1 protein-coding gene is annotated in these 1127 nt (G+C 43.2%); it reads left to right on the top strand.

Going from position 1 to position 1127, the window contains the following annotated elements; all coding sequences use genetic code 11:
• A partial coding sequence (locus QUB11_RS31200; RefSeq protein WP_333207556.1) for an IS200/IS605 family accessory protein TnpB-related protein occupies positions 1–1056 on the top strand: 1056 nt, incomplete at its 5' end.
• Positions 1057–1127 lie beyond the last annotated feature (71 nt).

Here is a 1127-nt window from a genome sequence, read left to right as displayed (position 1 = left end):
AATTTCCCTATCGCCTGTTCGCTCGATAACAAATCCACTAATTGGCAGAATGTACGATTTCAAATACACAACAAGAAACGTAGACTAACCCTACTAACGAATAGACTCGAATACTTAAAAACTAAGCCAGTCAAAGTCTTCGTCCCTTACGGCGATATCTTTGTTGTCGGTTCCAAGGATGAATCTTTCGGCAATCAAGTCTCTCAGTGGAATGGAAATAAAATAACTTTTAGAGTCCCCAAATGCTTGGAGTCGCGATTCGGGAAAACTGTATCTTCCGAGGTCGGTGATTTCAATCGCAAGATAAATAGGCTGCCAGAATGCGGGGCTAAGACCTGGCACTTCTACCGCAAAAACGGAAAGTGGGTTATTGCTGTGCAGTTTACCCCAAATCCTGTTAATCAAGTTTCTAGAAGTAGGATGTACGGTTGTATCGGTATCGATATGAATCCCGGTTCTATTGGGTGGGCTTATGTTGATCTTCAAGGAAACCTCAAAGCCAAAGGGCAGATTCCATTGCAGATGGGATTGCCGAACGGCAAGCAACAGGCTCAAATTGTTAAAGTTTGCCTGCAACTAGCAGCAAAGGCTGCGGAATTTGAATGCCCCGTAGTTTGTGAAGAACTTGATTTCTCCACAAAAAAGGAATCTTTAGGAGAGAAAGGTAGAAAATATTCTCGAATGTTGTCGAGTTGGGCGTACAGTGAATTTTACAAGCAACTCAATCCTATTTTGTCGAATCGTGGAGTTGAGTTAATTACAGTTAACCCAGCATATTCGAGCATTATCGGCTTGGTAAAATATCTGAGAATGTATGGCTTAGCTAGCGACGAATCTGCCGCGCTGGTGATTGCTCGCCGAGCTATGCGACTAAGTGAAAAAATACCTCGCTCCTTAACCGCCTATTCTGAGGTGAACTCGGAAAAGCACGTTTGGAGCGAGTGGAACCAACTGAATAAAAAAATCAAACGTTCCGGTGTAATATCACGTCGCTGTGATTATTATACCGTTTCTAACTGGAGTTTCTTGGTCAACCTCGATGTCGAGGAAGCGTAGGCGCTAAGAAAGAACGTTTCAAACTTATACCGCTGAGCTTACCCAGGTTTGCCTAGGTTTTTTAAAGCGGT

Source organism: Microcoleus sp. B6-A1, from assembly GCF_036705085.1.
Lineage (GTDB): Bacteria > Cyanobacteriota > Cyanobacteriia > Cyanobacteriales > Microcoleaceae > Microcoleus.
Note: the sequence above shows the minus strand (reverse complement) of the source record. Positions and strands in the feature narration are given on the sequence as shown.